This is a genomic window from Pseudomonas sp. P135, from assembly GCF_020312125.1.
Classification (GTDB): domain Bacteria; phylum Pseudomonadota; class Gammaproteobacteria; order Pseudomonadales; family Pseudomonadaceae; genus Aquipseudomonas; species Aquipseudomonas fragariae.
Genome location: NZ_JAGPYR010000007.1, coordinates 268,462 through 293,519, shown reverse-complemented (window position 1 = coordinate 293,519; position 25,058 = coordinate 268,462). Strand labels below are relative to the sequence as shown.

Below are 25,058 nucleotides of genomic sequence, written 5' to 3'. Positions count from 1 at the left end.
TAGGAGTTATTTGTCGTGGCTAAAGAAAAATTTGATCGTTCCCTCCCGCACGTCAACGTTGGCACCATTGGTCACGTTGACCATGGTAAAACCACGCTGACCGCTGCTCTGACTCGCGTCTGCTCCGAAGTTTTCGGTTCGGCTGCTGTTGAATTCGACAAGATCGACAGCGCACCGGAAGAAAAGGCTCGTGGTATCACCATCAACACCGCGCACGTCGAATACAAATCGTTGATCCGTCACTATGCTCACGTTGACTGCCCAGGTCACGCTGACTACGTGAAGAACATGATCACTGGTGCTGCCCAGATGGACGGCGCGATTCTGGTTTGTTCGGCCGCTGATGGTCCGATGCCACAAACCCGTGAGCACATCCTGCTGTCCCGTCAGGTTGGCGTTCCGTACATCGTGGTCTTCCTGAACAAGGCTGACCTGGTAGACGACGCTGAGCTGCTGGAACTGGTCGAGATGGAAGTGCGCGATCTGCTGAGCACTTACGACTTCCCAGGCGACGACACTCCGATCATCATCGGTTCTGCTCGTATGGCTCTGGAAGGTAAAGACGACAACGAAATGGGCACCACTGCCGTTCGTAAACTGGTTGAAACACTGGACTCCTACATCCCAGAACCAGTTCGTGTTACCGACAAGCCTTTCCTGATGCCGATCGAAGACGTATTCTCGATCTCCGGTCGCGGTACTGTTGTGACTGGTCGTATTGAGCGCGGTATCGTCAAGGTTCAGGATCCACTGGAAATCGTTGGTCTGCGTGACACTACCGTCACCACCTGCACCGGTGTTGAAATGTTCCGCAAACTGCTCGACGAAGGTCGTGCTGGCGAGAACTGCGGCGTTCTGCTGCGCGGTACCAAGCGTGACGACGTTGAGCGTGGCCAGGTTCTGGTCAAGCCAGGCAGCGTCAAGCCGCACACTCAGTTCGAAGCTGAAATCTACGTTCTGAGCAAAGAAGAAGGCGGTCGTCACACTCCGTTCTTCAAGGGCTACCGTCCACAGTTCTACTTCCGTACTACCGACGTAACTGGTAGCTGCGAACTGCCGGAAGGCGTAGAAATGGTTATGCCAGGTGATAACGTTAAAGTTTCCGTTACCCTGATCAAGCCAATCGCAATGGAAGATGGTCTGCGTTTCGCAATCCGTGAAGGCGGTCGTACCGTCGGCGCTGGCGTCGTAGCCAAAATCATCGCTTAAGCGTTGAGTCCCAAAAAGAGCCCCCGCACTGCGGGGGCTTTTTTATTGGGTTGACACCTTGTTAGGTCGTCTATAGAATTGCGCCTCCTTTTAACGGGCGTATTGCGCTCGGTGGGAACAGCAATCTGGAGTCTGAATCCAATGCAAAACCAGCAAATCCGTATCAGGTTGAAGGCTTTTGACCATCGCCTGATCGACCAATCAACCCAGGAAATCGTGGAAACCGCGAAACGTACTGGTGCACAGGTGCGTGGTCCGATTCCACTGCCGACTCGTAAAGAGCGGTTCACCGTCCTGGTTTCTCCGCACGTCAACAAAGACGCGCGCGATCAGTATGAGATCCGTACTCACAAGCGTGTTCTGGACATTGTCCAGCCAACGGAAAAAACCGTTGATGCGCTTATGAAGCTTGATCTTGCGGCCGGTGTGGAAGTTCAGATCAGCCTCGGCTAAGACTTGGGTCTTAGTCGTGTAACGCTCTGAAATGGGCGGCCATAGCGGGTGAAAGCCCCGTACACTCATGAGGTTTACAACATGACTATTGGTGTAGTCGGTCGTAAATGCGGTATGACCCGTATTTTCACCGAAGAAGGTGTCTCCATTCCGGTCACGGTCATTGAGATCGAGCCGAATCGCGTCACTCAGTTCAAAACCGAAGAAACCGATGGCTATCGTGCAGTGCAAGTCACTGTCGGCGAGCGTCGCGCTTCGCGTGTTACAGCCGCTCAGGCTGGCCACTTCGCCAAAGCGAACGTTGCCGCCGGTCGTACCGTCATGGAATTCCGTCTTGAAGAAGGCGACTACCAGGCTGGCGATCAGATCAACGCTGAAATCTTCGCCGCTGGTCAACTGGTTGATGTAACCGGTCAGTCCAAGGGTAAAGGCTTCCAGGGTACGATCAAGCGTTGGAATTTCCGTGGTCAAGACAATACCCACGGTAACTCCGTCTCCCACCGCGTCCCAGGCTCTATCGGCCAGTGCCAGACTCCTGGTCGTGTATTCAAGGGCAAAAAAATGTCCGGTCATATGGGCGCTGAGCGCGTGACCGTGCAGTCCCTGGAAGTAGTGCGCGTGGACGCTGAACGCAATCTGTTGTTGGTCAAGGGTGCTGTTCCTGGCGCTACTGGCGGCAACCTGGTTGTACGTCCGGCAGCCAAGGCTCGCGGTTAAGGGGAAGCTGACATGCAATTAAATGTAAATGACGCTCAGGCAATCGAAGTTTCCGAACTGACATTTGGCGGCGAATTCAACGAGACGCTGGTTCACCAGGCAGTCGTGGCCTACATGGCTGGCGGTCGTCAGGGTAGCAAGCAGCAGAAGACCCGTTCCGACGTTCGTGGTGGCGGTAAGCGCCCTTGGCGTCAGAAAGGTACTGGCCGTGCTCGTGCCGGTACTATCCGTAGCCCAATCTGGCGTGGCGGCGGTACCACTTTCGCAGCTCGTCCTCAGGATCATACTCAGAAGCTCAACAAGAAGATGTATCGCGCTGCTCTGCGCTCCATCCTTGCTGAACTGGTTCGTACTGATCGTCTGGTCGTGGTTCAGGACTTCGCTGTTGAAGCACCGAAAACCAAAGATTTGCTGAACAAGCTGACTGGCATGGGCCTGACTGACGTCCTGATCGTGTCTGACGCTGTTGACCAGAATCTGTACCTGGCTGCTCGTAACCTGCCGCACGTTGATGTACGTGACGTTCAAGGTTCCGATCCAGTTAGTCTGATCGCATACGACAAAGTGTTGATCACTGTGTCGGCCGTGAAGAAATTCGAGGAGCTGCTGGGATGAACCAGGAACGCGTATTTAAAGTTCTGCTTGGCCCGCACGTTTCCGAGAAGGCTACGGTTCTTGCAGACAAAAAAGGTCAGTTCGTTTTCAAGGTTGCTACTGACGCAACCAAGCTGGAAATCAAGAAGGCCGTCGAAAGCCTGTTCAGCGTGAAAGTAGAGCGTGTTACTACCCTGAATGTTCTGGGTAAGAGCAAGCGCACTGCTCGCGGTCTGGGCAAGCGTAATGACTGGAAGAAGGCGGTTATCTCCCTTCAGCCAGGCCAAGATCTCGATTTCAGCAGCAGTGCTGAGTAAGGAAGGGGTGCATCATGGCAATCGTTAAATGCAAACCGACTTCCCCTGGCCGCCGTTTTGTGGTCAAGGTGGTCAACCAGGAGCTGCATAAAGGCGCTCCTCACGCACCGCTGCTCGAGAAAAAATCGAAGTCTGGTGGTCGTAACAACAATGGTCGTATTACTACCCGTCATATCGGTGGTGGCCATAAACAGCATTATCGTCTGGTCGACTTCCGTCGCAACGACAAGGATGGCATCGCTGCCACCGTCGAGCGTATCGAATACGATCCAAACCGTACTGCTCACATTGCTCTGCTGCTTTACGCAGACGGCGAGCGCCGCTACATCATCGCCCCTAAAGGCGTGAGTGCTGGCGACCAGCTGATTGCAGGTGCTCTGGCACCAATCAAGCCGGGCAACGCTCTTCAACTGCGCAACATTCCAGTTGGTAGCACCGTACACGGCATCGAACTGAAGCCAGGCAAAGGCGCACAGATCGCTCGTTCCGCTGGTGCCTCGGCACAGCTGATCGCTCGTGAAGGTGTGTACGTGACCCTGCGTCTTCGCTCCGGTGAAATGCGTAAAGTACTGTCTGAGTGCCGTGCAACGCTGGGCGAAGTCTCGAACTCCGAGCACAGCCTTCGTTCGCTGGGTAAAGCGGGTGCCAAACGCTGGCGTGGCGTTCGCCCAACCGTTCGTGGTGTTGCCATGAACCCGGTTGACCACCCACATGGTGGTGGTGAAGGTCGTACCTCTGGTGGTCGTCATCCGGTATCGCCGTGGGGCTTCCCGACTAAGGGCGCGAAGACTCGTGGTAATAAGCGTACCGACAAAATGATCGTCCGTCGTCGCAAGTAAATAGAGGGATACGACAGTGCCACGTTCTCTGAAAAAAGGTCCTTTTATTGATCTTCACCTACTGAAGAAGATCGAAGTGGCGGCGGAAAAGAACGATCGCAAACCAGTTAAGACCTGGTCGCGTCGTTCGATGATCCTGCCACAAATGGTCGGTTTGACCATTGCAGTGCATAACGGTCGCCAACATGTTCCAGTTCTCGTGAACGAAGACATGGTCGGCCATAAACTAGGCGAGTTTGCCGGTACCCGCACATATCGTGGGCACGTGGCAGACAAGAAAGCCAAGCGTTAAGGGGTAAGGAACGATGGAAGTAGCCGCTAAGTTGTCGGGCGCTCGAATCTCCGCCCAGAAAGCCCGCTTGGTCGCCGACCAGATCCGCGGGAAGAAGGTGGGCGAAGCGCTCAACCTGTTGGCTTTCAGCAGTAAGAAAGCCGCCGAGATCCTGAAGAAAGTGCTGGAGTCGGCTGTAGCCAACGCCGAGCATAACGAAGGCGCAGACGTTGATGACCTCAAGGTCTCCACCGTTTTCGTCAACGAAGGGCGTTCGCTGAAGCGCATCATGCCACGTGCTAAAGGCCGTGCTGATCGCATCGTCAAGCGGTCTTGCCATATCACTGTCAAGGTTGCTGACAAGTAACGGAGTCGAAGAGATGGGTCAGAAAGTACATCCCATTGGCATTCGCCTGGGAATCGTCAAGGAGCACACCTCCGTCTGGTACGCAGACGGTCGGACTTATGCGGACTATTTGTTCGCTGATCTGAAAGTGCGTGAGTACCTCCAAGACAAATTAAAAAGCGCGTCCGTCAGCCGTATCGATATCCATCGTCCGGCTCAGACAGCACGTATCACCATCCACACCGCTCGTCCAGGTATCGTTATCGGGAAGAAAGGTGAAGATGTTGAGAAACTGCGTCAGGACCTGACCAAGCAAATGGGTGTGCCTGTGCACATCAATATCGAAGAGATCCGTAAGCCGGAGCTCGACGGTATGCTGGTTGCGCAGAGCGTAGCTCAGCAGCTGGAGCGTCGCGTAATGTTCCGTCGCGCTATGAAGCGCGCTGTTCAGAACGCCATGCGCATTGGTGCCAAAGGCATCAAAATCCAAGTGAGCGGTCGTCTCGGCGGTGCTGAAATCGCACGTACTGAATGGTATCGCGAAGGTCGTGTGCCACTGCACACCCTGCGTGCCGACATCGACTATGCCAACTACGAAGCTCACACCACTTACGGTGTGATCGGTGTAAAGGTTTGGATCTTCAAAGGCGAAGTAATTGGTGGTCGCCAAGAAGAACTGAAACCACAAGCACCAGCGCCTCGTAAAAAAGCTGCTAAGTAAGGGGTACGCCAAATGTTGCAACCAAAGCGTACGAAGTTCCGCAAGCAGATGACCGGCCACAACCGTGGTCTGGCACTGCGCGGTAGCAAAGTCAGCTTCGGCGAGTTCGCGCTGAAGTCTGTAGCTCGTGGTCGTCTCACCGCTCGTCAGATCGAGTCAGCGCGTCGTGCTCTGACCCGTCACGTTAAACGTGGCGGCAAGATCTGGATCCGTGTGTTCCCGGACAAGCCTGTAACCAAAAAGCCACTCGAAGTTCGGATGGGTAAAGGTAAGGGTAACGTGGAGTACTGGGTTGCCCAGATTCAGCCAGGCAAAGTCCTGTATGAAATCGAGGGTGTTACTGAAGAGCTGGCGCGTGAGGCTTTCGCCCTGGCTGCTGCAAAGCTGCCGCTCGCCACCTCCTTTGTTAAGCGGACGGTGATGTGATGAAAGCGAATGAACTTCGTGAAAAATCAGCACAGCAGCTGAACGAGCAACTGCTCGGCCTGCTGCGCGACCAGTTCAATCTGCGTATGCAGAAGGCAACTGGCCAGTTGGGGCAGTCTCATCTGCTCTCGCAAGTTAAGCGTGACATCGCTCGCGTGAAAACTGTGCTCAACCAGCAGGCAGGTAAGTAATCATGGCTGAAGCCGAAAAAACTGTCCGTACGCTGACTGGCCGTGTTGTCAGCGACAAGATGGACAAGACCATCACCGTTCTGATCGAGCGTCGCGTAAAGCACCCGATCTACGGTAAATACGTTAAGCGTTCGACTAAGCTGCACGCGCACGACGAAACCAATCAATGCCATATCGGCGACAAGGTCACTATTCGTGAAACTCGTCCGGTAGCCAAGACCAAGTCTTGGGCGTTGGTTGATATCCTCGAACGCGCTGTGGAAGTCTAAGGGCTAGGGGTCGGAGAAATTATATGATTCAGACTCAATCCATGCTCGATGTGGCCGATAACAGCGGCGCACGCCGCGTTATGTGCATCAAGGTGCTGGGTGGCTCCCATCGTCGTTACGCTGGTATCGGTGACATCATCAAAGTAACCGTCAAGGAAGCAATTCCTCGCGGCAAGGTGAAGAAAGGCCAGGTGATGACTGCAGTTGTAGTCCGCACTCGCCACGGTGTTCGTCGTGCAGACGGCTCCATCATCCGCTTCGATGGCAACGCTGCTGTTCTGTTGAACAACAAGCAAGAGCCGATCGGTACCCGTATCTTTGGGCCAGTGACCCGTGAACTTCGTACTGAGAAGTTCATGAAGATCGTCTCGCTCGCCCCAGAAGTGCTCTAAGGAGATCCGACATGCAAAAGATTCGTCGTGACGACGAGATCATCGTGATCGCCGGCAAAGACAAAGGTAAGCGCGGTAAGGTGCTCAAGGTTCTCGCTGACGACCGTTTGGTCGTTGGTGGGATCAACTTGGTGAAGCGTCATACCAAGCCAAACCCGATGTCGGGCGTACAGGGCGGTATCGTCGAGAAAGAAGCGCCAATGCACGCTTCCAACGTCGCCATTTTCAACGGCGCAACCAACAAGGCTGACCGCGTTGGTTTCAAAGTTGAAGACGGCAAGAAAATTCGTGTCTTCAAGTCGACCCAAAAAGCGGTTGATGCTTGAACACTGCTAGGTAGAAGACCATGGCACGACTAAAAGAGATTTACCGGAAGGAAATCGCTCCGAAACTTAAGGAAGAACTTAAGCTTTCGAACGTGATGGAAGTTCCGCGCGTTACCAAAATCACCCTGAACATGGGTCTGGGCGAAGCGATCGGCGACAAGAAAGTCATCGAGCACGCTGTTGCTGACCTGGAAAAGATCACCGGTCAAAAAGTCGTTGTGACTTACGCTCGGAAATCCATCGCTGGCTTTAAAGTCCGTGAAGGTTGGCCGATCGGTGTCAAAGTGACTCTGCGCCGCGATCGTATGTACGAATTCCTGGATCGTCTGCTGTCGATCTCCCTGCCTCGGGTTCGCGACTTCCGCGGCCTGAATGCCAAGTCCTTCGATGGTCGTGGTAACTACAGCATGGGCGTCAAAGAGCAGATCATTTTCCCGGAAATTGACTACGACAAGATCGATGCTCTTCGCGGTCTGGACATCACCCTGACCACCACTGCCAAGAACGATGATGAAGGTCGCGCATTGCTGCGTGCTTTCAAATTCCCGTTCCGCAACTGATTGGAGTAGGACAATGGCCAAGATGAGCATGAAAAACCGTGAGCTGAAGCGTCAGCTCACTGTTGCCAAGTACGCCAAGAAGCGTGCAGAGCTGAAAGCTATCATCGTCGATCTGAACGCAAGTCCAGAAGCGCGTTGGGAAGCTACCGTAGCCCTGCAGAAGCAACCACGTGACGCAAGCGCTGCGCGCATGCGTAACCGTTGCCGCATCACTGGTCGTCCACACGGCGTCTACCGCAAGTTCGGCCTCGGCCGTAACAAGCTGCGTGAAGCAGCCATGCGTGGCGACGTACCAGGTCTGGTCAAAGCCAGCTGGTAAGGCGACACCTCTCGCGCCCTCCTGCCGGTTACGCAAGTCACCGGTCGGGATGGAGCCTGAATTTGAATCAAGCCCCTTTTGGGGCTTGATTCATTTCCGGCGTAGGACTAGAATTGCCGGCTCGCCTGAGCCCGTGTTTTTACTTGCCCGGAAGTTCTCGGCGATCAAGCTGTAGCCGCAAGGCTAATTATTTTGTTTAGGAGCGTCTAGCCCATGAGTATGCAGGACCCGTTAGCGGACATGCTAACTCGTATCCGTAATGCCCAGATGGCTGAAAAGCCCGTCGTAAGCATGCCATCTTCCACGTTGAAGGTTGCTGTAGCAAAAGTCCTGAAGGACGAAGGCTACATTGCGGGTTATCAGATCAGCAGCGAAGTTAAATCCTCGCTGTCCATCGAGCTTAAGTACTTCGAAGGCCGTCCGGTCATCGAAGAGGTTAAGCGCGTCAGCCGCCCAGGCTTGCGTCAGTACAAGTCCTCCGATGACCTGCCGAAAGTTCGTGGCGGTCTTGGTGTGTCTATCGTCTCCACCAGTAAAGGTGTGATGACGGATCGTGCTGCGCGCGCTGCCGGTGTCGGTGGCGAAGTGCTTTGCACTGTGTTCTAAGGGGGGGTAAGCATGTCACGCGTCGCTAAGAACCCCGTTAAGCTGCCATCCGGCGTCGAAGTCAAACTCGTCGGCCAGCTGCTTTCGGTGAAGGGTGCCAAGGGCACTCTAGAACTGAACATCCATTCGTCCGTTGAGATTGTTGAAGAAGCTGGTGAGCTGCGTTTCGCTGCTCGCAATGGCGATCAACAAACCCGCGCAATGGCAGGCACCACTCGTGCACTGGTAAACAACATGGTCCAAGGCGTAAGCCAAGGCTTCGAGCGCAAGCTCCAGCTGGTCGGTGTTGGTTACAAGGCGCAAGCAAAAGGCACGGTACTGAACCTTGCACTTGGCTTCTCGCACCCAGTGGACTACGAATTGCCGAATGGCATCACCGCTGAGACCCCCAGCCAGACCGATATCCTGATTCGCGGTATCGATAAGCAGTTGGTTGGTCAAGTGGCCGCTGAGATCCGCGACTTCCGCCGTCCTGAGCCTTACAAAGGCAAAGGTGTGCGTTACGCAGACGAAGTCGTCCGCCGTAAAGAAGCCAAGAAGAAGTAGGGCATAGCAAATGACCGTCAAAAAAGTTACCCGACTGCGTCGCGCTCGCAAAGCACGCCTGAAAATGCACGAGCTGGAAGTCGTGCGTCTCTGCGTGCACCGCTCTTCGCAGCACATTTATGCCCAGGTCATCTCGGCCGACGGCAGCAAAGTCCTGGCAAGCGCCTCGACTTTGGACAAAGAACTGCGTGATGGCGCCACTGGCAACATCGACGCGGCCACTAAGGTTGGCAAGCTGGTCGCCGAGCGCGCGAAAGCCGCGGGTGTATCGCAAGTCGCTTTCGACCGTTCTGGCTTCAAGTACCACGGCCGTGTCAAAGCGCTGGCTGATGCTGCTCGTGAAGGCGGGCTGGAGTTCTAAGTTATGTCAAATCACGACCAAAAACGCGACGAAGGCTACATCGAGAAGCTGGTTCAAGTTAACCGCGTGGCCAAAACCGTAAAAGGCGGCCGTATCTTCACTTTCACTGCGTTGACCGTAGTGGGTGATGGTAAAGGGCGCGTTGGCTTCGGCCGTGGCAAGTCACGTGAAGTGCCTGCTGCAATCCAGAAAGCGATGGAAGCTGCTCGTCGCAACATGATTCAGGTTGATCTGAACGGCACTACCCTGCAGTACGCGATGAAGTCTGCCCATGGCGCCTCCAAGGTGTACATGCAGCCTGCTTCTGAAGGTACCGGTATCATCGCTGGCGGCGCAATGCGCGCAGTGCTGGAAGTTGCTGGTGTCCAGAACGTATTGGCCAAGTGCTACGGTTCGACTAACCCGGTAAACGTGGTTCACGCTACGTTCAAGGGTTTGAAGGGCATGCAGTCTCCTGAGTCGATCGCTGCCAAACGTGGCAAGCGTGTTGAGGAGATCATCTGATCATGGCTACCGTTAAAGTAACGCTGATCAAAAGCATGACCGGCCGCATCCCTAATCACAGATTGTGCATTAAGGGTTTGGGTCTGCGTCGCATCGGTCACACTGTAGAAGTCCTGGATACTCCCGAAAATCGCGGGATGATCAACAAGGCTTACTACATGCTGCGAGTCGAGGGTTAATCGATGAAACTCAATGATCTGAGTCCAGCGCCGGGTTCCCGTCGCGAAAAGCATCGTCCGGGCCGTGGTATCGGTAGCGGTTTGGGCAAGACCGGTGGCCGTGGCCACAAAGGTCAAAGCTCCCGCTCCGGTGGCACCATTGCTCCGGGCTTTGAGGGCGGCCAACAGCCGCTGCATCGTCGCCTGCCAAAATTCGGTTTCGTTTCCCTGAAGGCCATGGATCGCGCAGAAGTGCGTTTGTCCGAGCTGGCTAAAGTGGAAGGCGACATCGTAACTGTGCAGTCCCTGAAAGATGCCAACGTGATTAACCAGAACGTTCAGCGTGTGAAAATCATGCTGTCGGGCGAAGTTACTCGCGCTGTCACTATCAAGGGTATCGCCGCCACCAAAGGTGCGCGTGCGGCTATCGAAGCAGCTGGCGGCAAGTTCGAGGAATAAATGGCTAAGCAAGGTGCTCTCTCAGCGCTCGGCAAAGGCGGTATGTCTGAACTCTGGGCTCGTCTGCGTTTTCTGTTCCTGGCGATTATCGTCTACCGAATAGGCGCACACATCCCGGTTCCAGGTATCAACCCGGATCGACTCGCAGAACTGTTTCGACAGAATGAGGGGACCATTCTTAGCTTGTTCAACATGTTTTCCGGTGGCGCGCTGGAACGGATGAGCATCTTTGCATTGGGGATCATGCCGTACATTTCGGCATCGATCATCATGCAGTTGATGACCGCCGTCAGCCCGCAGCTGGAGCAGTTGAAGAAGGAAGGTGAAGCTGGCCGTCGCAAGATAAGCCAGTACACCCGCTATGGCACCGTTGTCCTGGCTCTGGTCCAAGCTATCGGCATGTCCGTTGGTCTGGCGAGTCAGGGCGTCGCGTTTTCTGGGGACCTGGGTTTCCACTTTGTGGCCGTAACTACCTTCGTGGCAGGTGCGATGTTCATGATGTGGCTGGGCGAGCAGATCACCGAGCGCGGTGTCGGCAACGGTATCTCGATGTTGATTTTCGCAGGTATCGTCGCCGGTCTTCCGAGAGCAATAGGGCAGTCTTTCGAGTCTGCACGTCAGGGTGATATCAATATCTTCGCTCTGGTTGCAATCGGTTTGCTGGCGGTAGCGATCATCGGTTTTGTGGTGTTCATTGAGCGTGGTCAGCGTCGAATCGCCGTTCACTACGCCAAGCGTCAGCAGGGCCGCAAGGTCTTCGCTGCGCAGACAAGCCACTTGCCGCTGAAAGTGAACATGGCTGGTGTGATACCGGCCATTTTCGCGAGCAGCATTTTGCTGTTCCCGGCTTCGTTGGGGTCCTGGTTCGGTCAGTCTGAAGGTCTGGGCTGGTTGCAGGACATCTCGCAGTCGATCGCTCCTGGTCAGCCGTTGAATATTCTGCTGTTTAGTGCAGGGATTATTTTCTTCTGCTTCTTCTATACGGCGTTGATGTTCAATCCGAAAGACGTAGCGGAAAACCTGAAGAAGTCCGGTGCCTTTATTCCGGGTATTCGTCCAGGCGAGCAGTCGGCGCGCTACATTGATGGCGTTTTGACTCGCTTGACCATGTTCGGTGCTCTATATATGACGGCCGTGTGTCTGCTTCCCCAGTTTCTGGTGGTCGCGGCAAACGTACCGTTCTACCTTGGCGGGACCTCGTTGCTGATCGTGGTCGTGGTTGTGATGGACTTTATGTCGCAAGTGCAATCTCACCTCGTTTCGCACCAGTATGAATCCCTGATGAAGAAAGCCAACCTGAAGGGCTACGGTGGCAGCGGCGGTATGCTGCGCTGAAGCACCCCTAAGGTTCGAGGAGTTGGTGATGAAAGTTCGTGCATCGGTGAAAAAGCTGTGCCGTAACTGCAAGATTATCCGCCGCGAAGGTGTGGTTCGAGTAATTTGCAGCGCGGAACCACGTCATAAGCAGCGCCAAGGCTGATTGTGATTTGTGCTTAAGCCCAGCAGCTAGTGCGCTGCTGGGTTGATTATTTGTTACTACAGCGATATTATCTCGCGCCCTATTTCTTGGCTTCCGGGGCGTAGGTAGCTGTCAATTGGAGTCCCACTGAATGGCCCGTATTGCAGGCGTTAACATTCCAGATAACAAGCATACTGTTATCTCGTTGACCTACATCTATGGTGTTGGTCGCACCACCGCACAGAAAATTTGTGCAACCACCGGCGTAAATCCGGCGGTGAAAATCAAAGATCTGAGCGACGAGCAGATTGAACAGCTGCGTGGCGAAGTGGCGAAGTTCACCACTGAAGGTGACCTGCGTCGCGAAATCAACATGAAAATCAAGCGCTTGATGGACCTGGGCTGCTACCGCGGTCTGCGTCATCGTCGTGGTCTTCCAGTGCGCGGTCAGCGTACCAAGACCAACGCGCGTACTCGCAAAGGTCCGCGTAAGCCGATCCGCAAGTAATCGCACCAGCGCAACGACAGGAATTTAGTCATGGCAAAACCTGCTGCTCGTCCTCGTAAAAAAGTTAAAAAGACAGTGGTTGATGGCATCGCCCACATCCACGCGTCGTTTAACAACACAATCGTCACCATTACCGATCGTCAAGGTAACGCTCTTTCGTGGGCTACCTCCGGCGGTTCGGGTTTCCGTGGTTCGCGCAAGTCCACCCCGTTCGCTGCTCAAGTAGCTGCTGAACGTGCTGGTCAAGCTGCGCTGGAGTACGGTCTGAAGAACCTCGACGTCAATGTCAAGGGTCCAGGCCCAGGTCGTGAATCCGCTGTCCGTGCATTGAACGGCTGTGGCTATAAGATCGCCAGCATCACCGACGTGACGCCAATCCCGCACAACGGGTGCCGTCCGCCGAAGAAGCGCCGCGTGTAATCCAGGAGACTGTAAGAAATGGCTCGTTACATTGGTCCAAAATGCAAACTTGCTCGTCGTGAAGGCACCGATCTCTTTCTGAAGAGCGGCGTTCGCGCTATCGAATCCAAGTGCAACATCGAAGCAGCTCCAGGTATCCACGGCCAACGTCGTGGTCGCCAGTCCGATTACGGTACTCAGCTGCGTGAAAAGCAAAAAGTCCGTCGTATCTACGGCGTTCTCGAGCGTCAGTTCAGCGGCTACTACAAAGAAGCCGCCGGCAAGAAAGGTGCAACAGGCGAGAACCTGCTGCAACTGCTCGAATGCCGTCTGGACAACGTTGTATACCGCATGGGCTTCGGCTCGACGCGTGCCGAATCCCGTCAATTGGTTTCGCACAAGTCGGTCAGCGTAAACGGCAAAACCGTTAACGTTCCTTCTTATCAGGTTCGTGCTGGCGACGTTGTTGCTATCCGCGAAAAAGCTAAGAATCAGCTGCGTATTGTCCAGGCTCTCGATCTGTGTGCCCAACGTGGCCGCGTAGAATGGGTAGAAGTAGACACTGAGAAGAAATCGGGCGTTTTCAAGAACGTTCCAGCTCGCAGTGATCTATCCGCCGACATCAACGAAAGCCTGATTGTCGAGCTCTACTCCAAGTAAGGGCTAGAAAATAGGTGCATCCATGCAGATTTCGGTAAATGAGTTCCTGACACCCCGCCACATTGATGTGCAGGTTGTCAGTCCAACCCGCGCCAAAATCACTCTCGAGCCTCTCGAGCGTGGTTTCGGCCATACCCTGGGCAACGCGCTTCGCCGCATTTTGTTGTCCTCCATGCCCGGCTGTGCAGTAGTCGAGGCCGAGATTGACGGTGTACTCCATGAGTACAGCGCCATCGAAGGTGTACAGGAAGACGTCATTGAAATCCTGTTGAACCTTAAAGGTCTGGCTATCAAGCTGCACGGTCGAGACGAAGTTACGCTGACCTTGTCGAAGAAGGGTTCGGGGGTGGTTACCGCTGCCGATATTCAGCTGGATCATGATGTCGAGATCGTTAACCCCGATCACGTAATCGCTAACCTGGCGTCTAACGGCGTCTTGAACATGAAGCTCACCGTAGCTCGTGGTCGTGGTTATGAGCCGGCAGACTCGCGTCAAAGCGATGAAGACGAAAGCCGCAGCATTGGTCGCTTGCAGCTTGACTCTTCGTTCAGCCCGGTTCGCCGTATCGCATACGTGGTGGAAAACGCCCGTGTCGAACAGCGTACTAACCTGGACAAGCTGGTTATTGATCTGGAAACCAACGGTACTCTGGACCCTGAAGAGGCTATCCGTCGCGCTGCAACCATTCTGCAACAGCAGTTGGCTGCGTTCGTCGACCTCAAAGGCGACAGCGAACCAGTGGTAATCGAACAGGAAGACGAGATCGATCCGATCCTGCTTCGTCCGGTTGACGATTTGGAACTGACCGTGCGTTCGGCCAACTGCCTTAAGGCGGAGAACATCTACTACATCGGCGATCTGATTCAGCGCACCGAAGTAGAGCTGTTGAAGACTCCGAACCTGGGCAAGAAATCCTTGACCGAGATCAAGGACGTTCTGGCTTCTCGTGGTCTCTCCCTCGGCATGCGCCTCGACAACTGGCCGCCGGCAAGTCTTAAGAAGGACGACAAGGCTACGGCCTGATCGTCGTAATCACCGAACGCGAGTTTGGTAAGGAATGAACCATGCGTCATCGTAAAAGTGGACGTCACCTGAGCCGTACCAGCTCTCACCGCAAAGCCATGTTCCAAAACATGGCGGTGTCGCTGTTCGAGCACGAGCTGATCAAAACTACCCTGCCGAAAGCCAAGGAACTGCGCCGCGTTGCCGAGCCGCTGATCACCCTGGCCAAGGAAGACAGCGTTGCCAACCGTCGTCTGGCTTTCGACCGTACTCGTTCGAAAGAAATCGTCGGCAAACTGTTCAACGATCTGGGCAAGCGCTATGCAACCCGTCAGGGCGGCTACCTGCGCATCCTCAAGTGCGGTTTCCGCGCTGGCGACAACGCGCCAATGGCGTACGTCGAGCTGGTTGATCGTCCTATCGGTGGCTCTGTAGAAGCTGCTGAATAAGACATCAGTTTGAACATAAAACCGGGCCCAGTGCCCGGTTTTTTGTTTTCCGGAATTAAGAATTGCTATCGATAGTCATGATTTAATGAATTCGACGCTGCAATAGCTTTCGACAATACTTCTTCTCAAGCCGATCAGCCGGCTATACACACCAGAGGAAGATGTAGATGAGCCAGAAGACCCTTACGACCGCCAGCGGTGCCCCCGTCGCAGACAATCAGAACTCCCGTTCGGCAGGCCCACGTGGTCCTCTATTGCTCGATGATTTCCATCTGATCGAAAAGCTTGCCCACTTCAACCGTGAAAACATCCCGGAGCGTCGCGTGCACGCCAAGGGGTCGGGTGCTCATGGTACGTTCACCGTGACCCGCGACATCAGCCAATATACCAGCGCCAGGCTGTTCGACACGGTTGGCAAGCAGACGCCGATTTTCCTGCGCTTCTCCACCGTAGGCGGCGAGCGTGGTTCGGCTGATACCGAGCGTGACCCTCGTGGCTTTGCGATCAAGTTTTACACCGAGGAAGGTAACTGGGACATCGTCGGTAACAACACGCCGGTGTTTTTTATCCGTGACCCCCTGAAATTCCCTGATTTCATTCACACTCAGAAGCGCCTGCCGCAGACCAATCTGAAGAGCCCTCAGATGATGTGGGATTTCTGGTCGCACTCGCCTGAAGCGCTGCACCAGGTCACTATTCTGTTCTCCGATCGTGGCATTCCGGACGGCTACCGTCACATGCACGGCTTCGGCAGCCACACCTATAGCCTCATCAGTGCAGCAGGTGAGCGTCATTGGGTGAAGTGGCATTACAAGACCCGCCAGGGGATCAAGAATCTGACGCCCGCAGAGGCTGCGCGCATTGCCGGTACTGATCCTGATTACGCTCAGCGCGATCTGTTCACTGCCATCGAGAAGGGCGACTTCCCCAAGTGGCAGGTGTGCATCCAGTTGATGACCGAAGCTCAGGCGGCGAATCATCATGAAAACCCGTTCGACGTGACCAAGACCTGGTCGCAGAAAGAATACCCGCTGATCGAGGTGGGCGAGCTGGAGTTGAACCGTAACCCGCTCAACTACTTTGCCGAAGTCGAGCAGGCCGCGTTTGGCCCAAGCAACATGGTGCCAGGCGTTGGCCTTTCGCCAGACCGCATGTTGCAAGGGCGCGTATTTGCCTATGCTGATGCGCATCGCTATCGCGTAGGTACCAACCACCAGCAGTTGCCGATCAATGCGCCCAAGAGTCCGGTGCACAGCTATCAGCGTGACGGGGCGATGGCCTTCGGCACCAATGGCGGTGCGACGCCAAACTATGAACCGAACAGCTACTCGGATGCGCCGAAAGAGAATCCGCGCTACGCGGAGCCTGCGCTGTCTCTGAACGGTGCAGCAGATCGTCATGATCATCGAGTAGACGGCGATTACTACAGTCAGGCAGGCAAGTTGTTCAACCTGATGAGCGCTGATCAGCAAGCCCTGTTGATTGGCAATATTGCCGGCGCAATGGCAGGCGTTTCCAGTGATGTCGTGCAACGTCAGTTGCAGCATTTCTACAAAGCTGACCCTGCTTACGGCGAAGGCATTGCCCGCGCATTGGACGTAAAACTGGGCTGAGTCGAAGTGAGAAACAGAACCGCCCTCATTTGGGCGGTTTTTCGCTTCTTAACGGCGTAATTTCGCCACTTTTCGTCGGTTTATTGCGTTTTTCTAAGTGACCTCGCGCGGCGCTTGGTTCAAACTATCGTCTTTGAAGCAGGAGTCTGGTGCGATGCAAGGCCACCCCGAAGTAATCGATTATCTCAACACGTTGCTCACGGGCGAACTGGCAGCTCGTGACCAATATTTCGTTCACTCACGCATGTACGAAGACTGGGGCTTTTCGAAGCTCTACGAGCGTATCAATCATGAGATGGAAGAAGAGGCGCAACACGCTGATGCGTTGATGCGTCGTATCCTGATGCTGGAAGGCACGCCGCGCATGCGCCCGGACGACCTCGACGTCGGCACCACAGTGCCTGAGATGCTCGCCAGCGATCTGCGTCTCGAATACAAGGTACGTGCTGCCCTGTGCAAGGGTATCGAGCTCTGTGAGCTGCACAGCGACTACGTGACCCGAGAAATCCTGCGCGTGCAGCTGGCTGATACCGAAGAAGACCATACCTACTGGCTCGAACAGCAGATGGGGCTGATCAAGTCCATCGGCCTGCAGAACTACCTGCAATCGCAGTTCTGATTCGACCGCTCATAAAAAAGCTCCTGCACTTGCGTGACAGGAGCTTTTTTATATCCGGGTTCGACTGACGCCGAACCCGTTTTCGTCACACTCGTCAGGCTTTGTCTCTGGTCAACAGAGGTTTCAGGTAATGACCGGTGTAGGACTGTTCCATCTCGGCGACCTGTTCAGGTGTGCCCGTCGCAATGATCTGCCCACCTCGCGAACCGCCTTCCGGACCCAGGTCCACCAGCCAGTCGGCCGTCTTGATCACATCCAGGTTGTGCTCGATCACCACCACGGTATTGCCGTGGTCGCGCAGGCGATGCAATACATCCAGCAGCTGCTGAATATCCGCGAAGTGCAGGCCTGTGGTCGGCTCGTCGAGGATGTACAGCGTCTTGCCGGTGTCGCGCTTGGACAGCTCACGCGACAGCTTGACCCGCTGCGCTTCACCGCCTGACAAGGTCGTCGCCGATTGCCCTAGCTTGATATAGGAAAGTCCTACATCCATAAGGGTTTGCAGCTTGCGCGCCAGTGCCGGAACGGCGTCGAAGAACTCACGCGCTTCCTCGATGGTCATTTCCAGCACTTCGTGGACGTTCTTGCCCTTGTACTTGACCTCAAGCGTTTCGCGGTTGTAACGCTTGCTCTTGCACACGTCGCAGGGCACGTAGATGTCTGGCAAAAAGTGCATCTCGACCTTGATCAGCCCGTCGCCCTGGCACGCCTCGCAGCGGCCGCCCTTGACGTTGAACGAGAACCGCCCCGGACCATAGCCCCGCGAGCGTGATTCCGGAACCCCGGCGAACAGCTCGCGAATCGGCGTGAACAGCCCGGTGTAGGTCGCCGGGTTGGAGCGCGGCGTACGACCGATAGGGCTCTGGTCGATGTCCACCACCTTGTCCAGATGCTGCAGGCCGTTGATGCTGTCGTGCGTAGCCGCTTCCAGCGTCGTGGCGCCGTTCAGCGCCGTAGCGCTCAGCGGGAACAGCGTGTTGTTGATCAGCGTCGACTTGCCCGATCCGGAAACACCCGTCACGCAGGTCAGCAGGCCGATCGGGATGTCGAGATTGACGTTTTGCAGGTTGTTGCCACGCGCGCCCTTGAGGGTCAGCGAGAGCTTCTTGTTACGCGGGGTGCGCTTGGCGGGAACGGCAATCTTCACGCGCCCTGACAGGTATTTGCCGGTCAGCGAGTCGGGATGCGACATCACCTCGTCCGGCGTACCTTCGGCGACAATATGACCACCATGCACGCCGGCCCCCGGGCCGATGTCGACCACGTAGTCGGCCAGGCGAATCGCATCTTCATCGTGCTCGACCACAATCACCGTATTGCCGATGTCGCGCAGGTGCTTGAGTGTGCCCAGCAAACGATCGTTGTCGCGCTGGTGCAGACCGATGGACGGCTCATCGAGGATGTACATCACCCCGACCAGCCCCGCACCGATCTGGCTGGCCAGACGGATACGCTGTGCTTCGCCGCCGGACAGGGTGTCTGCGCTACGGTCCAGGGTCAGGTAGTCCAGGCCCACGTTGACCAGAAACTGCAGACGCTCACGGATTTCCTTGAGAATCTTGTCGGCGATCTCGCCACGTCGTCCGGTCAGCTTGAGCGTTTCAAAGTAATGCGTCGCGTCGCCAATCGGCAGACTGGTGACTGCAGGCAGAGTCTTTTCACCCACCCACACATGGCGCGCTTCGCGACGCAGGCGAGTGCCTCGGCAGTCAGGGCAGGGCTGTGTGCCCAGGAACTTGGCCAGCTCTTCGCGGACCGTAGCCGATTCGGTTTCCCGATAACGACGCTCCAGATTCGGCACGATGCCTTCGAACGGGTGCGCACGCTTGACGATATCGCCACGGTCATTGAGGTAGCGGAAATCGACACTCTGCGAGCCACTGCCGTTGAGCAGAATCTTCTGCATGTCGGCGGGGATCTGCTTGAATGGCATTTCCAGGCTGAAGCCATAGTGCTTGGAGAGCGAGCCGAGCATCTGGAAGTAATAGACATTACGCCTGTCCCAGCCTCGTATCGCGCCTTCGGCAAGCGTCAGTTCGGCATTCACCAGCCGCTTGATATCGAAGAACTGCTTCACGCCCAGACCGTCGCAGGTCGGGCAGGCGCCAGCCGGGTTGTTGAAGGAGAACAGCTTCGGTTCCAGCTCGCTGATCGCATGGCCACAGATAGGGCAGGCGAAGCGGGCAGAGAAGATCACTTCCTCGCCTGGCTCGTCGTCCATCGGCGCCACCAGGGCGATACCGTCGGCCAGCTTCAGGGCGGTCTCGAAGGACTCGGCCAGACGCTGCTGCAGATCGGCGCGGACCTTGAAACGGTCCACGACCACATCGATCGAGTGCTTCTTCTGCTTGTCCAGCTTCGGCAGCTCATCCAGCTCGCACAGCTTGCCGTTGACTCGCGCCCGGACAAAGCCTTGCGCGCGCAGCTCTTCAAAAACCGAAAGATGCTCACCCTTGCGCTCGCGGATAACCGGCGCAAGCAGCATCAATTTGCTGCCCTCCGGCTGGGTCAGCACCAGGTCGACCATCTGGCTGACAGTCTGGGCTTCCAGCGGAATATCGTGGTCGGGGCAGCGAGGCTGGCCGACGCGCGCATACAAAAGACGCAGGTAGTCGTAAATTTCGGTAATCGTACCCACGGTCGAGCGCGGGTTATGTGAAGTAGACTTCTGCTCGATGGAGATCGCCGGCGACAGACCTTCGATCGTATCGACGTCCGGTTTTTCCATCATCGACAGAAACTGGCGGGCATAGGCCGACAGCGATTCGACATAGCGGCGTTGCCCTTCGGCGTACAGCGTATCGAAAGCCAGCGAAGACTTGCCTGAGCCGGAGAGCCCGGTGATAACGATCAGTTTGTCGCGGGGAAGTGTCAGGTCAATATTTTTCAGGTTGTGGGTTCGTGCCCCACGTATCAGGATCTTGTCCACTGCGGCCTCGCTTGGCGGGCATAAACGACGGAGTATACGGCTCCGAGCCATCACGCGGCAAAGCGTCGCGTATGTGCTGTACAACGATGGGACTGGTAGAATCGCCGCCGGTTCACACGAGGTTATTCCATGCACGATACCCACAGCGAGCGTATGAGTAGCGGCGAGACCCGCGCAGCAGGCGGTCTGGCCCTGGTGTTCGCGTTCCGCATGCTTGGCATGTTCATGGTCTTGCCGGTTCTGGCAACCTACGGCATGGACCTGGCAGGCGCGAGCCCTGCACTGATCGGTCTGGCGATTGGCGCCTACGGCCTGACCCAGGCGGTGTTGCAGATACCGTTCGGGATCATTTCCGACCGTATCGGCCGGCGACCGGTCATATATTTCGGCCTGATCATCTTTGCGATCGGCAGCGTGGTGGCGGCGAACGCGGATTCGATCTGGGGAATCATTGCCGGACGGATCCTGCAGGGGGCTGGCGCCATTTCCGCGGCAGTCATGGCGCTGCTCTCCGACCTGACCCGCGAACAGCACCGCACCAAGGCCATGGCCATGATCGGCATGACCATTGGTCTGTCGTTCGCCATCGCCATGGTTGTCGGCCCGGTGATCACCGGCATGTTCGGGCTTTCCGGATTGTTCCTGGCCACCGGCGGCATGGCCTTGATAGGCGTTCTCATCGTCGCCTACGTGGTGCCCAAGGCCAGCGGGGCATTAATGCATCGTGAGTCCGGCGTCGCCAAACAGGCGCTGGGGGCGACGTTGCGTCATCCGGACCTGGCGCGCCTGGATTTGGGTATCTTCGTGTTGCATGCGATGCTCATGTCCAGCTTCGTGGCCTTGCCACTGGCGCTGGTCGAAAAAGCCGGTCTGCCCAAGGAAGAACACTGGTGGGTCTACCTGACTGCCTTGCTGGTTTCCTTCTTCGCGATGATCCCGTTCATCATCTATGGCGAGAAGAAACGTCAAATGAAGCGCGTTCTGCTGGGCGCCGTCACAGTTTTGATGCTGGCTGAGCTATTCTTCTGGGCCTACGGGGACACGTTGCGGGCACTGGTCATCGGGACAGTGGTATTCTTCACCGCGTTCAACCTGCTGGAAGCATCCTTGCCGTCGTTGATCAGCAAGGTTTCACCGGCCGGCGGAAAAGGCACGGCAATGGGAGTTTATTCCACCAGCCAGTTTCTTGGATCGGCCGCAGGTGGGATACTGGGCGGCTGGTTGTTCCAGCACGGTGGGCTCGATGTGGTGTTCCTGGGTGGTGCAGCCATGGCCGCCGTCTGGCTCGCCTTCGCAGTGACCATGCGAGAACCGCCTTACGTGACCAGCCTACGTCTGCCGTTGTCGCCGCAGGCGCAGCGTGAAGCAGGCCTGGCAGAGCGTTTGATGTCCGTAGCAGGCGTGACAGATGCAGTGGTGGTTGCGGAAGAGGCAGCCATCTACATAAAACTCGACACAAAATTATTGGATCGTGCCTCTCTCGAAAAGCTGGTCAATCCAGCATCAGAAGCGTGCGAAGCCTAGGAGAACGTTATGGCCCGTGGGGTTAACAAAGTCATATTGGTCGGTACATGCGGCCAGGATCCCGAAGTTCGCTACTTGCCTAACGGTAACGCCGTGACCAACCTGAGTCTGGCCACCAGCGAACAATGGACTGACAAGCAGAGCGGCGAGAAAAAAGAAAAAACCGAATGGCACCGTGTTTCGATGTTCGGCAAGGTCGCGGAAATCGCCGGCGAATACCTGCGCAAGGGTTCGCAGGTCTACATCGAAGGCAAGCTGCAGACCCGCGAGTGGGAAAAAGACGGCATCAAGCGCTACACCACTGAAATCGTCGTCGACATGCAGGGCACCATGCAACTGCTGGGCGGCCGTCCACAGGGTGACGCTCAACAAGGTCAAGGCGGTGGTGGCAACTACAACCAGTCCGCGCCTCGTCCACAGCAGTCGCGCCCACAACAGTCGGCGCCGCAGCAGAACTACAATCAGCAGCCGCCACAACGCGACTCGCGTCCAGCGCCGCAACAACAAGCGCCGCAGCCAGCTGCTGACTTTGATAGCTTTGATGATGATATTCCGTTCTAGCGCATACAGCTGGAACCTGTTGTTCAGGTCCAGAGCCGGAGCCCCCGTTTATCGGGGGCTTCGTCGTTTTCAGGCGTCACAAAGCGCTGAACCACTCTGGTTGTACTGCTGCCGTGAAAGCCGCGGAGCATCTAAAACCGCGCATCCTTCTGTGTTTGCGCGTTTTCGAAACAATGTGCGATCACCCAGCTCGCCGGCTTCACCTCACCTCGTGGGCCAAACGCCAATGCCCGTTGTGCCAACGGTCCGTTGCTGGCCGTGGCGCCGGCAACATGCGGGCTGTCCCAAACGCCCCACGTAATAACGGTAGACACCGAGCGCGTGGCAAGCACCACGTCGAGATACCGCTTATAAGTCGCTGCAACTGATCCATCGTGTTCTGCGATGGACCCCGTCAAATGGCTGTCATCGATGTCCAGTTCCGTGATGTGGATCGACAACCCCATATCCCGCACTGCCAGAATAAAGCGAGACAGGCCCGAACCAAAGGTGTCGCCTGCACGCAGGTGGGACTGAATGCCGAGGCCGTGTATCGGAATGCGTCGCTGCTTGAGACCGCGCAGCAGGGCGAGCACGGCAGTACGTCGGCTTTCGCCGTAATGGGTATCCTTTTCCAGGCCGTAATCGTTGTAGCAGAGCAGGGCGTCCGGGTCGGCCTTGTGCGCAGCGTTGAAGGCTATGTCCAGGTAGCGAGGCCCGAGCATCTGATACCAGAACGAATTGCGCAGCCCGTCAGGCTGGCCGTCCTCCAGCTGGATGGCTTCGTTGACGACGTCCCATGCGCTGATGAGGCCACGATAATGGCTGGCGACGGTACTGATGTGCGCAGTCAGCACCGCCTCGGCGTTCGTCGGCGTGACGGTACGGTGAACCCAGTCGGGTAAAGAACGATGCCAGCAGAAGGTGTGCCCGCGCATACGCTGGTCATGCGCTTTGGCAAACACCGCGATCGCGTCGGCGGGCGCGAAGTTGTAACGCTCCGGTTCGGGGTGGACGGTCTGCCACTTCAAGGCGTTCTCTGGCACTACGATGCTGGCCTGACGGGCGACCAGTTCCCGGTAGGCCGCGTCGTCATTCAGCTTTGCCGGATCAACCGCAAAGCCGAACCGTATGCCTTTCTCGGCTGCAGGCTGGCGCAACGCGGTCAAGGTTTCTGCCGCCAGCAGCCTGCTGTTCACAAAGGGCAGGCACGCCAGCAGGCGGACAAACGCAGTCAGAAAACTGCGTCGACTAGCACGGCGCATTACGCACCAAAAATCCCCATCAGCTCCTCACGGCCTACCATCACCGTCATCGAGCCTTGTTTCTGTTCGCCTTCAATCGTGCACAACAATCCGGCTTCCCGGCAAATCACTGCACCTGCTGCGATGTCCCACAGGCTGGTGAATTTCTCCATGTAGCCGTCCGTTTGCCCCAAAGCGGCGAACGCCAGGCCGATGGTGGCGCAGCGATAACCGGCAAGGCCCCAGCCCTGTCGGCGCAGGCTCAGGTGCAGTTTGCCCATCTCTTCGGCATCCCAGCGGGTGTTTTCACCGACGCCAGCGATGCGCAGGTGCTCGGGTGGTTGCGGGCGGACAAAGGGGACGCCGTTGCGCAGCAAGCCATCGCCCGTGCGGGCTGCCAGGGTGTAGCCCAGTGCCGGGTAGGCGACGACGCCGATTTCGGGCTCGCCTGCCGACATGTACGCCACCGCGATTCCCCACAATGGGGTGCCCCGCAGGTAGTTGCCGGTGCCGTCGATGGGATCGATGACCCAGCCATCGGTGATGAACTCGCCGCCCATTTCTTCGCCGAGGATTGTATCGTCGGGGAAGTGTTTGCTCAGTTCTGCACGCAGCAGTTGTTCCACTTCAAAGTCGGCGCGGGAGACGAGGTCTTGCGCGCTTTTGGTGGTGATGTCGAGGGTGTGGCGGTCGTTAAAATACGCCATGGCCAGGCCAGTGGCCTGTTCTACGGCGTGCATGGCGACGCTGAGTCGGTTGTTCATTGCAGACAGCCTCCGTTCGGCAGGTTCAACAAGTCCGGGTAATCACTGAGAATCGACTGTGCGCCATGTTCCAGCAGGTAGCGCGCACGTTTCGGGCTGTTGATGGTAGCCACGGCGAATTCGACGCCGCTGCTTTTCAGGCGAACAAGGTGATGGTCATCGAGCATATCGTCAAGTACGTGAAGTATTCGGCAGTCATATTCGGCCAATAGCGCGACCGGGTCGGCAGGCGCCACCACCGAGGCAATAGCCAGTGGTACGTCGTTCCATAAGCGTCGGGCGGCCGTTAGCGAGCGCACCGAAAAGCTGGAGACGAACAACCGGTCGTTGTCGGCGGGCCACAGGTTTTTGAGGATCGGCATCACCACTTCCGCCGTCTCGACATCGTCGCCAATGGTCGGCTTGAGTTCGACCTGCAGACCCAGGTTGAGGCGCAGCGCACAGGCCACGATCTCTTCAAAGGTCGGGACCTGCAAGCCGGCGAATTCAGGCGCGAACCAGCTGCCCGCGTCCAGTGTGCGGATAGCTTTCAGATCATGCAGCACGACGGCGCCGCGCCCGTTGGTGGTGCGGTCCAGAAAGTCGTCATGAATCACGACAGGCTGGCCATCGCGGGTCAGCTTCACGTCGATCTCGACCCACTCGGCGCCGCATTCGGCAGCTTTTTCCAGGGCCAGCAGAGTGTTTTCCGGCACGTAAGCCTTGGCACCGCGATGGGCAATCAGGGGCGAGCGGACGAGGGGAGCAGGTTTGAGCATGGCGG

Annotated in this window: 37 protein-coding genes; 33 read left to right on the top strand and 4 right to left on the bottom strand. The window is 56.5% G+C overall.

Translation table 11 applies throughout. The features are described 5' to 3' along the window. The first annotated feature begins 15 nt into the window (after nt 1–15). The 31 genes from tuf to bfr all read left to right on the top strand — a co-directional run bounded on the left by tuf (nt 16) and on the right by bfr (nt 17,294). Complete coding sequence (gene tuf, locus KBY08_RS13955) at nt 16–1,209, top strand: elongation factor Tu (RefSeq protein WP_003344210.1); 1,194 nt, start codon at nt 16–18, stop codon at nt 1,207–1,209. 141 nt (nt 1,210–1,350) lie between these two features. Beyond that, on the top strand, nt 1,351–1,662 hold the full coding sequence (rpsJ, locus tag KBY08_RS13950) for a 30S ribosomal protein S10 (protein ID WP_002555491.1): 312 nt from the start codon (nt 1,351–1,353) through the stop codon (nt 1,660–1,662). Nucleotides 1,663–1,743: 81 nt separating this feature from the next. Next, nucleotides 1,744–2,379 carry a 50S ribosomal protein L3 gene (gene rplC / locus KBY08_RS13945; RefSeq protein WP_002555490.1) on the top strand — a complete coding sequence of 212 codons (636 nt, stop codon included), beginning with the start codon at nt 1,744–1,746 and terminating at the stop codon, nt 2,377–2,379. Nucleotides 2,380–2,391: 12 nt separating this feature from the next. Then, nucleotides 2,392–2,994: a 50S ribosomal protein L4 gene (gene rplD / locus KBY08_RS13940; RefSeq protein WP_002555489.1), complete on the top strand. Its 603-nt coding sequence runs from the start codon at nt 2,392–2,394 to the stop codon at nt 2,992–2,994. Continuing rightward, nucleotides 2,991–3,290, top strand: a complete 300-nt coding sequence (rplW, locus tag KBY08_RS13935) for a 50S ribosomal protein L23 (RefSeq protein ID WP_002555488.1) — start codon at nt 2,991–2,993, stop codon at nt 3,288–3,290. The genes rplD and rplW overlap by 4 nt, the downstream gene beginning before the upstream one ends. 14 nt (nt 3,291–3,304) lie before the next feature. Next, a complete protein-coding gene (rplB, locus tag KBY08_RS13930) occupies nt 3,305–4,129 on the top strand; it encodes a 50S ribosomal protein L2 (RefSeq protein ID WP_003317104.1) in 825 nt (274 codons plus the stop codon). Nucleotides 4,130–4,145: 16 nt separating this feature from the next. Further along, nucleotides 4,146–4,421 carry a 30S ribosomal protein S19 gene (gene rpsS, locus KBY08_RS13925; protein WP_002555486.1) on the top strand — a complete coding sequence of 92 codons (276 nt, stop codon included), beginning with the start codon at nt 4,146–4,148 and terminating at the stop codon, nt 4,419–4,421. A gap of 13 nt (nt 4,422–4,434) precedes the next feature. Then, nucleotides 4,435–4,767, top strand: coding sequence for a 50S ribosomal protein L22 (gene rplV, locus KBY08_RS13920; protein WP_002555485.1), 333 nt, complete (start codon nt 4,435–4,437; stop codon nt 4,765–4,767). 13 nt (nt 4,768–4,780) lie between these two features. Continuing rightward, nucleotides 4,781–5,467: a 30S ribosomal protein S3 gene (rpsC, locus tag KBY08_RS13915; protein WP_003176422.1), complete on the top strand. Its 687-nt coding sequence runs from the start codon at nt 4,781–4,783 to the stop codon at nt 5,465–5,467. A gap of 12 nt (nt 5,468–5,479) precedes the next feature. Next, nucleotides 5,480–5,893, top strand: coding sequence for a 50S ribosomal protein L16 (gene rplP / locus KBY08_RS13910; RefSeq protein ID WP_002555482.1), 414 nt, complete (start codon nt 5,480–5,482; stop codon nt 5,891–5,893). After that, complete coding sequence (gene rpmC, locus KBY08_RS13905) at nt 5,893–6,084, top strand: 50S ribosomal protein L29 (protein ID WP_002555481.1); 192 nt, start codon at nt 5,893–5,895, stop codon at nt 6,082–6,084. Before rplP ends, rpmC begins: the two co-directional genes overlap by 1 nt. A gap of 2 nt (nt 6,085–6,086) precedes the next feature. Beyond that, nucleotides 6,087–6,353: a 30S ribosomal protein S17 gene (gene rpsQ, locus KBY08_RS13900; protein WP_002555480.1), complete on the top strand. Its 267-nt coding sequence runs from the start codon at nt 6,087–6,089 to the stop codon at nt 6,351–6,353. Between the two features lie 23 nt (nt 6,354–6,376). Further along, a complete protein-coding gene (gene rplN, locus KBY08_RS13895) occupies nt 6,377–6,745 on the top strand; it encodes a 50S ribosomal protein L14 (RefSeq protein WP_002555479.1) in 369 nt (122 codons plus the stop codon). A gap of 11 nt (nt 6,746–6,756) precedes the next feature. Further along, a complete protein-coding gene (gene rplX, locus KBY08_RS13890; RefSeq protein WP_003317102.1) occupies nt 6,757–7,071 on the top strand; it encodes a 50S ribosomal protein L24 in 315 nt (104 codons plus the stop codon). A 20-nt stretch (nt 7,072–7,091) separates the two neighbouring features. Next, on the top strand, nt 7,092–7,631 hold the full coding sequence (gene rplE, locus KBY08_RS13885) for a 50S ribosomal protein L5 (protein WP_002555477.1): 540 nt from the start codon (nt 7,092–7,094) through the stop codon (nt 7,629–7,631). Between the two features lie 13 nt (nt 7,632–7,644). Continuing rightward, nucleotides 7,645–7,950: a 30S ribosomal protein S14 gene (gene rpsN, locus KBY08_RS13880; RefSeq protein WP_003400428.1), complete on the top strand. Its 306-nt coding sequence runs from the start codon at nt 7,645–7,647 to the stop codon at nt 7,948–7,950. A gap of 213 nt (nt 7,951–8,163) precedes the next feature. Beyond that, on the top strand, nt 8,164–8,556 hold the full coding sequence (rpsH, locus tag KBY08_RS13875) for a 30S ribosomal protein S8 (protein ID WP_002555475.1): 393 nt from the start codon (nt 8,164–8,166) through the stop codon (nt 8,554–8,556). Between the two features lie 12 nt (nt 8,557–8,568). Then, the gene (rplF, locus tag KBY08_RS13870) at nt 8,569–9,102 is read left to right on the top strand and encodes a 50S ribosomal protein L6 (RefSeq protein WP_002555474.1); all 534 of its coding nucleotides are present in this window, start codon (nt 8,569–8,571) and stop codon (nt 9,100–9,102) included. A gap of 10 nt (nt 9,103–9,112) precedes the next feature. Further along, complete coding sequence (gene rplR, locus KBY08_RS13865; protein ID WP_002555473.1) at nt 9,113–9,463, top strand: 50S ribosomal protein L18; 351 nt, start codon at nt 9,113–9,115, stop codon at nt 9,461–9,463. Nucleotides 9,464–9,466: 3 nt separating this feature from the next. Continuing rightward, nucleotides 9,467–9,967, top strand: a complete 501-nt coding sequence (gene rpsE / locus KBY08_RS13860) for a 30S ribosomal protein S5 (RefSeq protein ID WP_003317099.1) — start codon at nt 9,467–9,469, stop codon at nt 9,965–9,967. 2 nt (nt 9,968–9,969) lie between these two features. Next, nucleotides 9,970–10,146: a 50S ribosomal protein L30 gene (gene rpmD / locus KBY08_RS13855; protein ID WP_002555471.1), complete on the top strand. Its 177-nt coding sequence runs from the start codon at nt 9,970–9,972 to the stop codon at nt 10,144–10,146. Nucleotides 10,147–10,149: 3 nt separating this feature from the next. Then, nucleotides 10,150–10,584 carry a 50S ribosomal protein L15 gene (gene rplO, locus KBY08_RS13850; protein ID WP_002555470.1) on the top strand — a complete coding sequence of 145 codons (435 nt, stop codon included), beginning with the start codon at nt 10,150–10,152 and terminating at the stop codon, nt 10,582–10,584. Then, nucleotides 10,585–11,919 (top strand): preprotein translocase subunit SecY, encoded by a 1,335-nt coding sequence (gene secY / locus KBY08_RS13845; RefSeq protein WP_002555469.1) that lies wholly within the window; start codon nt 10,585–10,587, stop codon nt 11,917–11,919. It abuts the gene before it with no gap. Nucleotides 11,920–11,947: 28 nt separating this feature from the next. After that, entirely contained in the window at nt 11,948–12,064 is a 117-nt protein-coding gene (gene rpmJ / locus KBY08_RS13840; protein WP_002555468.1) for a 50S ribosomal protein L36, read from the top strand. A 130-nt stretch (nt 12,065–12,194) separates the two neighbouring features. Beyond that, on the top strand, nt 12,195–12,551 hold the full coding sequence (gene rpsM / locus KBY08_RS13835) for a 30S ribosomal protein S13 (RefSeq protein ID WP_002555467.1): 357 nt from the start codon (nt 12,195–12,197) through the stop codon (nt 12,549–12,551). Nucleotides 12,552–12,581: 30 nt separating this feature from the next. Then, on the top strand, nt 12,582–12,971 hold the full coding sequence (gene rpsK / locus KBY08_RS13830) for a 30S ribosomal protein S11 (RefSeq protein WP_002555466.1): 390 nt from the start codon (nt 12,582–12,584) through the stop codon (nt 12,969–12,971). Between the two features lie 18 nt (nt 12,972–12,989). Continuing rightward, a complete protein-coding gene (gene rpsD, locus KBY08_RS13825; RefSeq protein ID WP_002555465.1) occupies nt 12,990–13,610 on the top strand; it encodes a 30S ribosomal protein S4 in 621 nt (206 codons plus the stop codon). Between the two features lie 22 nt (nt 13,611–13,632). Further along, a complete protein-coding gene (locus KBY08_RS13820; protein WP_002555464.1) occupies nt 13,633–14,634 on the top strand; it encodes a DNA-directed RNA polymerase subunit alpha in 1,002 nt (333 codons plus the stop codon). A gap of 41 nt (nt 14,635–14,675) precedes the next feature. After that, a complete protein-coding gene (gene rplQ / locus KBY08_RS13815) occupies nt 14,676–15,062 on the top strand; it encodes a 50S ribosomal protein L17 (protein ID WP_003317096.1) in 387 nt (128 codons plus the stop codon). 167 nt (nt 15,063–15,229) lie between these two features. Continuing rightward, entirely contained in the window at nt 15,230–16,675 is a 1,446-nt protein-coding gene (locus KBY08_RS13810; RefSeq protein WP_011269092.1) for a catalase, read from the top strand. A gap of 154 nt (nt 16,676–16,829) precedes the next feature. Next, a complete protein-coding gene (gene bfr / locus KBY08_RS13805; RefSeq protein WP_003317095.1) occupies nt 16,830–17,294 on the top strand; it encodes a bacterioferritin in 465 nt (154 codons plus the stop codon). A gap of 94 nt (nt 17,295–17,388) precedes the next feature. Here the strand turns inward: bfr and uvrA are convergent, their stop codons facing one another. After that, nucleotides 17,389–20,223 carry an excinuclease ABC subunit UvrA gene (gene uvrA / locus KBY08_RS13800; protein WP_024659931.1) on the bottom strand — a complete coding sequence of 945 codons (2,835 nt, stop codon included), beginning with the start codon at nt 20,221–20,223 and terminating at the stop codon, nt 17,389–17,391. Nucleotides 20,224–20,352: 129 nt separating this feature from the next. On the opposite strand from uvrA, the gene KBY08_RS13795 reads away from it, so the two are divergent. Then, nucleotides 20,353–21,747: an MFS transporter gene (locus KBY08_RS13795; RefSeq protein ID WP_024659932.1), complete on the top strand. Its 1,395-nt coding sequence runs from the start codon at nt 20,353–20,355 to the stop codon at nt 21,745–21,747. 9 nt (nt 21,748–21,756) lie between these two features. After that, entirely contained in the window at nt 21,757–22,308 is a 552-nt protein-coding gene (locus KBY08_RS13790; protein ID WP_024659933.1) for a single-stranded DNA-binding protein, read from the top strand. Nucleotides 22,309–22,439: 131 nt separating this feature from the next. Here KBY08_RS13790 and KBY08_RS13785 read toward each other — a convergent pair whose 3' ends face one another. From KBY08_RS13785 to KBY08_RS13775, 3 genes are read right to left on the bottom strand one after another with little or no spacing between them, the layout of a single operon-like run. Next, nucleotides 22,440–23,552 (bottom strand): endo-1,4-beta-xylanase, encoded by a 1,113-nt coding sequence (locus KBY08_RS13785; RefSeq protein ID WP_024659934.1) that lies wholly within the window; start codon nt 23,550–23,552, stop codon nt 22,440–22,442. Next, nucleotides 23,552–24,295, bottom strand: a complete 744-nt coding sequence (locus KBY08_RS13780; protein WP_003400414.1) for an inositol monophosphatase family protein — start codon at nt 24,293–24,295, stop codon at nt 23,552–23,554. Before KBY08_RS13780 ends, KBY08_RS13785 begins: the two co-directional genes overlap by 1 nt. Continuing rightward, nucleotides 24,292–25,053 (bottom strand): glycerophosphoryl diester phosphodiesterase, encoded by a 762-nt coding sequence (locus KBY08_RS13775; protein ID WP_024642449.1) that lies wholly within the window; start codon nt 25,051–25,053, stop codon nt 24,292–24,294. Before KBY08_RS13775 ends, KBY08_RS13780 begins: the two co-directional genes overlap by 4 nt. Nucleotides 25,054–25,058: the final 5 nt, after the last annotated feature.

Bases quoted from the DNA above. Each gene is read 5' to 3' on its own strand.
- rpsC (WP_003176422.1), top strand. From the start codon at position 4,781: ATGGGTCAGAAAGTACATCCCATTGGCATTCGCCTGGGAATCGTCAAG.
- rplO (WP_002555470.1), top strand. From the start codon at position 10,150: ATGAAACTCAATGATCTGAGTCCAGCGCCGGGTTCCCGTCGCGAAAAG.
- secY (WP_002555469.1), top strand. From the start codon at position 10,585: ATGGCTAAGCAAGGTGCTCTCTCAGCGCTCGGCAAAGGCGGTATGTCT.
- KBY08_RS13780 (WP_003400414.1), bottom strand. From the start codon at position 24,295: ATGAACAACCGACTCAGCGTCGCCATGCACGCCGTAGAACAGGCCACT.
- KBY08_RS13785 (WP_024659934.1), bottom strand. From the start codon at position 23,552: ATGCGCCGTGCTAGTCGACGCAGTTTTCTGACTGCGTTTGTCCGCCTG.
- rplX (WP_003317102.1), top strand. From the start codon at position 6,757: ATGCAAAAGATTCGTCGTGACGACGAGATCATCGTGATCGCCGGCAAA.
- rplC (WP_002555490.1), top strand. From the start codon at position 1,744: ATGACTATTGGTGTAGTCGGTCGTAAATGCGGTATGACCCGTATTTTC.
- rpmJ (WP_002555468.1), top strand. From the start codon at position 11,948: ATGAAAGTTCGTGCATCGGTGAAAAAGCTGTGCCGTAACTGCAAGATT.
- rpmD (WP_002555471.1), top strand. From the start codon at position 9,970: ATGGCTACCGTTAAAGTAACGCTGATCAAAAGCATGACCGGCCGCATC.
- rpsK (WP_002555466.1), top strand. From the start codon at position 12,582: ATGGCAAAACCTGCTGCTCGTCCTCGTAAAAAAGTTAAAAAGACAGTG.
- rpsD (WP_002555465.1), top strand. From the start codon at position 12,990: ATGGCTCGTTACATTGGTCCAAAATGCAAACTTGCTCGTCGTGAAGGC.
- rpmC (WP_002555481.1), top strand. From the start codon at position 5,893: ATGAAAGCGAATGAACTTCGTGAAAAATCAGCACAGCAGCTGAACGAG.
- rplR (WP_002555473.1), top strand. From the start codon at position 9,113: ATGACCGTCAAAAAAGTTACCCGACTGCGTCGCGCTCGCAAAGCACGC.
- rplD (WP_002555489.1), top strand. From the start codon at position 2,392: ATGCAATTAAATGTAAATGACGCTCAGGCAATCGAAGTTTCCGAACTG.
- rplF (WP_002555474.1), top strand. From the start codon at position 8,569: ATGTCACGCGTCGCTAAGAACCCCGTTAAGCTGCCATCCGGCGTCGAA.
- rpsQ (WP_002555480.1), top strand. From the start codon at position 6,087: ATGGCTGAAGCCGAAAAAACTGTCCGTACGCTGACTGGCCGTGTTGTC.
- rplQ (WP_003317096.1), top strand. From the start codon at position 14,676: ATGCGTCATCGTAAAAGTGGACGTCACCTGAGCCGTACCAGCTCTCAC.
- bfr (WP_003317095.1), top strand. From the start codon at position 16,830: ATGCAAGGCCACCCCGAAGTAATCGATTATCTCAACACGTTGCTCACG.
- rpsM (WP_002555467.1), top strand. From the start codon at position 12,195: ATGGCCCGTATTGCAGGCGTTAACATTCCAGATAACAAGCATACTGTT.
- rplP (WP_002555482.1), top strand. From the start codon at position 5,480: ATGTTGCAACCAAAGCGTACGAAGTTCCGCAAGCAGATGACCGGCCAC.
- KBY08_RS13790 (WP_024659933.1), top strand. From the start codon at position 21,757: ATGGCCCGTGGGGTTAACAAAGTCATATTGGTCGGTACATGCGGCCAG.
- KBY08_RS13795 (WP_024659932.1), top strand. From the start codon at position 20,353: ATGCACGATACCCACAGCGAGCGTATGAGTAGCGGCGAGACCCGCGCA.
- rplE (WP_002555477.1), top strand. From the start codon at position 7,092: ATGGCACGACTAAAAGAGATTTACCGGAAGGAAATCGCTCCGAAACTT.
- KBY08_RS13775 (WP_024642449.1), bottom strand. From the start codon at position 25,053: ATGCTCAAACCTGCTCCCCTCGTCCGCTCGCCCCTGATTGCCCATCGC.
- rpsH (WP_002555475.1), top strand. From the start codon at position 8,164: ATGAGTATGCAGGACCCGTTAGCGGACATGCTAACTCGTATCCGTAAT.
- rpsJ (WP_002555491.1), top strand. From the start codon at position 1,351: ATGCAAAACCAGCAAATCCGTATCAGGTTGAAGGCTTTTGACCATCGC.
- KBY08_RS13820 (WP_002555464.1), top strand. From the start codon at position 13,633: ATGCAGATTTCGGTAAATGAGTTCCTGACACCCCGCCACATTGATGTG.
- KBY08_RS13810 (WP_011269092.1), top strand. From the start codon at position 15,230: ATGAGCCAGAAGACCCTTACGACCGCCAGCGGTGCCCCCGTCGCAGAC.
- rplN (WP_002555479.1), top strand. From the start codon at position 6,377: ATGATTCAGACTCAATCCATGCTCGATGTGGCCGATAACAGCGGCGCA.
- rpsE (WP_003317099.1), top strand. From the start codon at position 9,467: ATGTCAAATCACGACCAAAAACGCGACGAAGGCTACATCGAGAAGCTG.
- rplV (WP_002555485.1), top strand. From the start codon at position 4,435: ATGGAAGTAGCCGCTAAGTTGTCGGGCGCTCGAATCTCCGCCCAGAAA.
- rplW (WP_002555488.1), top strand. From the start codon at position 2,991: ATGAACCAGGAACGCGTATTTAAAGTTCTGCTTGGCCCGCACGTTTCC.
- rplB (WP_003317104.1), top strand. From the start codon at position 3,305: ATGGCAATCGTTAAATGCAAACCGACTTCCCCTGGCCGCCGTTTTGTG.
- rpsN (WP_003400428.1), top strand. From the start codon at position 7,645: ATGGCCAAGATGAGCATGAAAAACCGTGAGCTGAAGCGTCAGCTCACT.